Origin of the sequence: Limnofasciculus baicalensis BBK-W-15, assembly GCF_024178385.1 — a bacterium.
In the GTDB taxonomy this organism is placed as follows: Bacteria; Cyanobacteriota; Cyanobacteriia; order Cyanobacteriales; family Coleofasciculaceae; genus Limnofasciculus; species Limnofasciculus baicalensis.
The window spans coordinates 1-7,434 of record NZ_JAMZMM010000313.1 but is presented as its reverse complement, the minus strand read 5'-3'; the positions used below and the strand labels follow the sequence as shown (position 1 = coordinate 7,434).

Genomic DNA, 7,434 nt, shown 5'->3' with positions numbered 1-7,434 from the left:
GGGTATATAAATTGAGATAGTGTCAGAAACCCCACGCCTAAAGGCGGGGGCTTGTCAAAGCCCAAATCTGACCAGACTCAGTACCGAAGGGTACTATGTTAGAGGCAAGAGTTTAAGACCTACCAGAGAATGCGCAGCCAGTTCTCTGCTCTAGAACCAAACAGTTAAACATCTGTACAAGGGTTAAGGAAGTGCTGTTTGGATAGTTACCGACCTCTAACATTGTCTAGGCTCACATTACCCCATTTATGGGAGGCTCAAAGGAGCAAAACTATTATGCGTACAGGGTTGTGAAACTTGAAATGGAAATTGTCCCATTGAAAGTGCATTACAAGAGTACACCGAGTCTAGCAACTCCAAGGCGGTAATGGGTAGAACAGACCAAAAGATGACAATTTCCACTATTTTGACGGCGACTCAAGTCGCAGCCGCGTTCCTCCCCGTGTCTAAAAGCCAGGGGTTTCCCTCTCGTTTTTCGATGATTTTAACGCAGAGGTTCGCAGAGGTATAGAGAGAGGTACGCGGAGTTTTTGCAGGAAGATATCTATATTTTTTATTGTAGTACAGGTGGGAATAATTGTCGGGTGCGTTAGGCTAGGCTAACGCACTCGCAGGAATTGCTTAAGTTAATTTTTGGGTGAATTGCTATCCTTTTTCAGGATTATTGCTGATGGATGGAGTATATTATCTAATTGGGGAAATCGTTGGGCTAAGTCAATCCAAGCATTTATTCCTTGGGGTGCTTCGATGAAGCAGGTTAGGAGGATGGCAATCCATAAGGGGGTTTGTCTGTTGTCGGATGCTGGTTTGGGTGCTTTGGGTAAGGAGTTTTGTGTGTTTTTGGGTGCTGGTTTGGTTTCTTCAGATTTTTGAGTCATTTGTGTTTGTCTCTTTTTCGTTATGTCAATACGATATCTCGATATTTTTGACAGAAAAAGAATCAGATTATATTATTTTATTGATACTTAATCGAGCCAGTTTGACTAATTTAGATCTGGTTTTGATCGGTTAGGGATCAGTTTTAGGATCAATTTGATCGACATCACATATTCTCCCAATCTCAATCCCAATTACCCGACAGTCCCGACAGTCCCGACAGTGGTTAAAACCACTGTCTAATAGCTTAAGTCCGTTAAAACGGACTGAAATACTTATCGGGAGATCTAGGGTGGGCAGTCCCCAATATAAGTTTAAAATCGATTATTACGTTAGTGGGGACTGCCCTGAAATACTTATCGGGAAATCTAGGGTGGGCAGTCCCCAATATAAGTTTAAAATCTGATTATTACGTTAGTGGGGACTGCCCACCCTACGGTGATTGCCAATGGTGCAATTTAGCCAATGGTGCAATTTATCAGTTAAAACGGACTAAGATACCTATCCGTAGTCGGTTTTAACCGACTTAAGCTATGAGACAGGGATTTTAATCCCTGGCGGATTTTCGGGATGATTAACAATGTTAAAATACCTCATTGTAAAAATAAATACATGGCTTCAGTTAAAGCATCGGATGACGGTTTGAAAATTATCGATAAACTCAGAAAACAAAAAGGATGGAATAAATACGATGACAGATGGGTATATAAATCTGGCACTTCACAACCCAGCTTAAAAAAATTTTGGCAAAAGACACGTATACGGATTAGCACTTTTCAAGAAATCTGCCAAGCTGTTGGTGAAAATGACTGGCAATCCATTACTGAAGAATTTGGTAACAATAAACCGAGAAAACTGCAAGAAATATTGTATTCTTTAAATTATCAATCTCAATCCCGTTTGTTTGAAGATTTCTGGAATGCTGATGGCACCCGTAAATCGGGATGCTTTCTCGTTCATGGCAAATATCTGAGCGGTCAGGAGTTATTGGTAAATCGTTTATTTTATCATGAATTTGGTAGTTATTTACAGACACCACATAAATTTACTATTAATCTGCCGGATCGTTTGGAAGTATATATTGAAGATTTATGGCAAATACTTGGTGAAAAGTTCGGTTGTGCAGATAGGGTTACAGATATAGTCGAAAGTGCTTATAATTATTGGGAAGAGGAGACGATTATTTTGACTTTTAAACATCTGGATCGACTATATAAAACAGAACACCAGAAATTGTTAGACCAATTTTGGCTACCATTGCTAGAAAGGATGGCTAGGGTGGATAATAAAAGTCAATCTTATTTCTTGGTATTTTTAGTAGATAATCAAGGTATGGCTGATAGCTGGAACCTCAACTGTTGTCAACTAGAAAATTGGCAGCCCTATCACCCGCTAGACTTAAAACCGATAGAAAGTTTTGGGAAAGATATGTTGGGGCGGTGGTTGAACAAAAATCAAAATATTTTAGGCGAGTTAATGGATAATAACGATATGCCAAACATTTTAGAACGGGTTTGGCGCAAAAGCCGTGAAGAAGGAACTCCGGAATTAGCCATCGCAGAAATTTGTAGTCTTTGTGGCTGTAATTGGGATAGTATACAACAATCATTTGACTTATGAGTAAACAACCCTTAACATGGAATCTGGAATACACGGGAGAAATTAGCGATCCGGCCTCTCCCTATATCCCTAGTGAGGAATTAAAAGAATCGGTAAAACTTGCGATCGCGCTGGAACGTCCTTTACTATTGATGGGGGAGCCTGGTTGTGGTAAAACTAAGTTGGCGAGTGCTATTGCTTTTGAGTTTACCAAACAAAATCTTCCCCTTCTCCAAGAAGCTGGATTATCCCAATATCCTTATCTGTCTTATACGGTAAAATCCACTAGTCGGGCAAGAGATTTACTATATATATATGATGCAGTCGCCCGTTTGCGAGATGCTCAATTAGCCAGTGTCAATCAATTGGATGGCAAAGGATTGGCGCGGTTAAAAGATGAAAGCCAAAGTGGATATATTAAATTCGGTGTTTTCGGGAAAGCTTTTCAATCCGATTATCGCATGATTGTTTTGCTGGATGAGATTGATAAGGCGGATATTGATTTCCCCAATGACCTTTTGCTAGAATTAGAGGAGCGGCGGTTTATTATTGAGGAAACTCAACAAGAAATTCCTCCACCAGGAAAAATATTGCCACCGCCTATTTTAATCGTAACTAGCAATCAAGAGCGAGATTTGCCTAATGCGTTTTTGCGCCGTTGTTTCTTTCACTATTTTGAACCTCCTAGTCAATCGGAGTTGTTTACTATTGTAAAGGCGCATTTCGGAGATAGGCTACCAGATAATATAGCTAACCAAATTATCGATATTTTTATGGGAGTGCGGGATAATCCAGAAGGAGAAAGTGGTAAGCATGTCAGCACTAGCGAACTTTTGGATTGGATTAAGGCTTTGTTACTCTCGCCTCTTGGGGAAGTACCTGGTAAAATAAAGGAGGGTATTCCCTTTCTGGGTACTTTATTCAAAACTCGCGAGGAAATGAGTCAATATCGGAGATCAAATCGTGACTGATAATAACTCGCATTTGTTAGAATTATTCTGGGAAGTGAGACAAGCGGGTTTGCCATTGTCAGTAGAAGACTATGGACTTTTACTCAGAGCAATGGAATCTGGCTTTACACCACAAAATCCTCAAGAATTCCAGCAGTTGTGTCGGCGATTGTGGGTAAAGTCTGTTGCAGAAAAAGAGTATTTTACAGAAGGGTTTGCCCGTTATCAAGAAAAATGGGTACCAAAGCCAACGATAGGAAAAGCGGAGGATAGGGAAAATAAACTATCGGATTTATCGCCAATTGAAAAACCGCAGCCTGAGTCAGTAGAGAATGATAGCAGTCATTTACTTATTGAGGAAGAAACTGAAGGAGAGGAAATTGCAGCGGCGATTGAAACCAGCGATACTCCAGCCAGAAAAGACGCAATAGGGGAATTTAGCCTAAAAGATGAGTACTTTCCCGTTACCAGGAAATCTCTCAAACAAGGAATGAAATCCCTCCGTGACTTTTCGCCAGTGAGAAACCTGACAGAATTAGATATCCCAGCTACTGTAAAGCGGATTAGTCAGGATGGATTTTTCCTCGCACCCGTTTATCAGTCTTGTCGGGCAAAGAAAATTGAGGTAGTGTTACTGATAGACCAAAGTAACTCCATGCTACCTTTTGCTGATATTTGCGATCGCATGGTGGAAAGTCTATCTCCCATACATTTGAGATCTTATACCAGTTTGAACAAGGGGCTTAAGCCCCTTGTTATTAAATCCCCGAAAATTCCAGTTTATTATTTCCGCAATTCTCCCCAAGAATCTCTCTACACCACACCTAAATTAATCCCAACTCACAAACAGAAACTAGCCCAACTCCTACCAAAGTTTAATCCTAACCATACATCAATCTTAATTTTCAGCGATGGCGGTGCAGCCAGAGGTGGATTAAATCCACACCGGATTGAATTAACCGCAGATTTCTTAGCCCAAGTTAAGCCTTTTGTACCGCAAATTGTCTGGTTGAATCCTGTGCCAAAAAGTCGTTGGGAATCAACTACCGCCAGTTATATTGCTGACGATGTGCCGATGTTTGATTTTACTCCATCGGGATGGCGGAATTTGCTGCGATGTTTACGGGAACCCCCTAAATCCCCCTTATTAAGGGGGACTTGGAATGAGGAACCCCCTAAATCCCCCTTATTAAGGGGGACTTGGAATGAGGAACCCCCTAAATCCCCCTTATTAAGGGGGACTAAACCTCTAAATCTAGATAAGTTTGTAGTAGGCACTTCAGTGCCTCTATTTCCAAGCACTGAAGTGCTTACTACAAACTTCCAAAGCGGAAACGACAATCAACTAAAATATCAAATCGCCGCCCGCAAAATTAACTCCTTCGCCGCCAGAGGAAAAAATTACTTAGAATTTGCCTATCACGCAGCCTTCCCACTAGCCTTAACTACCGATTTACTCCATTACTTACGCCAGAATTTTCAGCCCGATATCCCTTGGTATGTGGTTCCCGATTTATTGCTATCTAATCTCTGTCACAGTGTTGGGTATAATCTCTATGAGATGGATAGTGCAATCCGTCATTACTTATTAAAATGTCTAGCTGCTGACAAGCGCTTTGGTGCTAATCAACTTCACAGACTTTCTGATGCTTTACTATTTTATATAGAAGCGGGAATCAGCGATCGCACTCCGGCAGAATTAGGAGAAAAACCGGAATGGATTGCGTTAGGCTACACCGCACCGACGGCATTAGCTAAACAATTGGCGCTAAGATTACAGCAGGTATATGGTGGCGATGCCCAAAAGCAAATTCATACTGCCTCTCTAGTAAGCACTTTTGCTCAACCGTTGGCAGAAAATAACTTTCAACCTCTATTAATTTTAGCCCAAGGTTTGGGACGTAGAGCGCGGGGCAATCAAGCGGGTGGGGAAGAGTTGTTTGCTCAACTCGATTCAGAATTAAATAGTGAGGGTAAGTTAGATATTGCTGGAGTTTCTTTGCGGGTTCCCGGTAGAAGTCGGTGGCGTGTCTTTGTCTTTGAAACTCCCACTGTTAACCGCCGAGGGGAAGTTATTAAACAAGAGACGAAAAAAGTTAGATATTATATAGATATCCTCCCCGGTAATATTCCTTTGGAAATGATGGATATCCCCGGTGGGACATTTTTGATGGGTTCCCCGTCAGGAGAGGGGCGTAATGATGAACATCCTCAACATGAAGTGACTATTTCACCTTTCTATATGGCTAAGTATCCCATCACTCAGGCGCAGTGGCGGGCAGTGGCAGAAAGGTTACCTAAAGTGGAGCGAGATTTAGAGCCGAATCCAGCTTATTTTAAGAATGATGACAAATTAGTGGCAGATACTTTACCTGTGGAGCAAGTTTCCTGGTATGGTTGTGTAGAGTTCTGTGCCAGGTTATCTCGCCATACCGAAAAAACCTATCGCCTCCCCAGCGAAGCGGAATGGGAATATGCCTGTCGCGCTCAAACTACTACTCCCTTTGCCTTTGGGGAGACTCTCACTAGTGAGTTAGCCAATTACGACGCTAATTACACATTCGCCGAGGAATCAAAAGGAGTATATCGGGAAAAAACTACCTCAGTTGGCAGTTTTCCTCCTAATGCTTTTGGTTTGTTTTCTATGCACGGGAATGTGTGGGAATGGTGCGCTGATGATTGGCAGGATAATTATGAGAGTAGTAATAGCGATGGGAGTATATGGCTATCTAGTGATAAATCAAATAATAAAATAGTTCCCCTGCGCGGTGGTTCTTGGTTCGACTTTCCAGGCAACTGTCGCAGTGCGTTTCGCCTCGGGAACATTGGGGACTTACGCAACGACAGCATCGGTTTTCGTGTCGTTTCCGTCCCCCCCAGGATTCCTAAGAGTCAGAATTGACAAATGGGAATTTGTCAAGCGTACCAAGAGGAGTCCAAACCGATTCCTGAGATATCGGTGACGGTATCCAAATATTAACCTAAATCGGGTAGCTTGGTAGGCAAAACGCCGAAGAGTTATCCGATTTATTAATAAAAATTTAGCATAATACGGATGCTGTATTGACCTTGACGCAAGCCAATGAGTGCCTCAAAACGGTTGCTCGGTAATAACATCAATGCTTCTTTATTCACCGCTGCTTCTAATATTTCCAGGCGTTTGTAAGCCTGTCTCTCGAAAGCCTGAAACTCCTTCACCCGCTCCCCTATAGGAAACCGCTCTGTCCGTTTATCTTTGTATTTTGGACACATAAGTGACAGATCCAGATGTTATCCCTTACGTTAAGCGTAACACATAACATAAGCGATCTAGGATAATCCCCAAACTCTCTAAACTGTGCGATCGCGCGTAAAATAAAAGCACGATCCAAATCATCCCCTCATCAGCCATGGAAACCATCACCCTACATGTACCCCCAACAGTAGCCCTCACCAACGATCAATTCTATCATTTGTGCGTGGCAAATGAAGAATGGCGAATTGAACTCACCGCTGAAGGAGAATTAATTATCATGTCCCCAACAGGTGGAGAAAGTGGCATTAGAAACTCAGGTTTGACAGCAGATTTGGTGATTTGGAATCGCCAAACTAGATTAGGATTTGTCTTTGACTCCTCTACTATTTTTATATTACCCAATGGCGCGAAGCGAGGTCCTGATGTTTCTTGGGTAAGGCGGGAGAGATGGGAAGCATTATCACCTGAAAATCGGCGGCGCTTTCCACCTTTATGTCCAGATTTTATCATCGAATTGCGATCGGAAACCGATAGTTTGAGTCAACTGCAAGATAAAATGCGGGAATACATCGCTAACGGTTTGCAACTCGGTTGGTTACTAGATCCCAAAACTCCCTTAGTGGAAATTTACCGCGATAATGGAGAGGTAGAAACCATCACTTTTTCCCCAGATAACCCACCTAATTTATCAGGAGAATCTCTCCTACCTGAATTTATCCTAAATCTAGCGATAATTATCAATTTGTAGTCCAGGCATTTTCCCCGCTTTCACAA

General features: G+C 42.1%; 6 protein-coding genes. 4 read left to right on the top strand and 2 right to left on the bottom strand.

Translation table 11 applies throughout. The features are described 5' to 3' along the window. Window positions 1-626: 626 nt before the first annotated feature. Window positions 627-878 carry a hypothetical protein gene (locus NJ959_RS22940; protein ID WP_254014065.1) on the bottom strand — a complete coding sequence of 84 codons (252 nt, stop codon included), beginning with the start codon at window positions 876-878 and terminating at the stop codon, window positions 627-629. Window positions 879-1,446: 568 nt separating this feature from the next. On the opposite strand from NJ959_RS22940, the gene NJ959_RS22935 reads away from it, so the two are divergent. From NJ959_RS22935 to NJ959_RS30490, 3 genes are read left to right on the top strand one after another with little or no spacing between them, the layout of a single operon-like run. Further along, window positions 1,447-2,496 carry a hypothetical protein gene (locus NJ959_RS22935; RefSeq protein ID WP_254014064.1) on the top strand — a complete coding sequence of 350 codons (1,050 nt, stop codon included), beginning with the start codon at window positions 1,447-1,449 and terminating at the stop codon, window positions 2,494-2,496. Next, the gene (locus tag NJ959_RS22930) at window positions 2,493-3,446 is read left to right on the top strand and encodes an AAA family ATPase (RefSeq protein ID WP_254014063.1); all 954 of its coding nucleotides are present in this window, start codon (window positions 2,493-2,495) and stop codon (window positions 3,444-3,446) included. Before NJ959_RS22935 ends, NJ959_RS22930 begins: the two co-directional genes overlap by 4 nt. Beyond that, window positions 3,439-6,327 (top strand): SUMF1/EgtB/PvdO family nonheme iron enzyme, encoded by a 2,889-nt coding sequence (locus NJ959_RS30490; RefSeq protein WP_254014062.1) that lies wholly within the window; start codon window positions 3,439-3,441, stop codon window positions 6,325-6,327. The genes NJ959_RS22930 and NJ959_RS30490 overlap by 8 nt, the downstream gene beginning before the upstream one ends. 128 nt (window positions 6,328-6,455) lie before the next feature. Here the strand turns inward: NJ959_RS30490 and NJ959_RS22920 are convergent, their stop codons facing one another. Beyond that, window positions 6,456-6,677, bottom strand: coding sequence for a type II toxin-antitoxin system RelE/ParE family toxin (locus tag NJ959_RS22920; RefSeq protein ID WP_254014061.1), 222 nt, complete (start codon window positions 6,675-6,677; stop codon window positions 6,456-6,458). Window positions 6,678-6,814: 137 nt separating this feature from the next. Between NJ959_RS22920 and NJ959_RS22915 the strand changes: the two genes are divergently transcribed. Further along, window positions 6,815-7,408 carry a Uma2 family endonuclease gene (locus NJ959_RS22915; protein WP_254014060.1) on the top strand — a complete coding sequence of 198 codons (594 nt, stop codon included), beginning with the start codon at window positions 6,815-6,817 and terminating at the stop codon, window positions 7,406-7,408. Window positions 7,409-7,434: the final 26 nt, after the last annotated feature.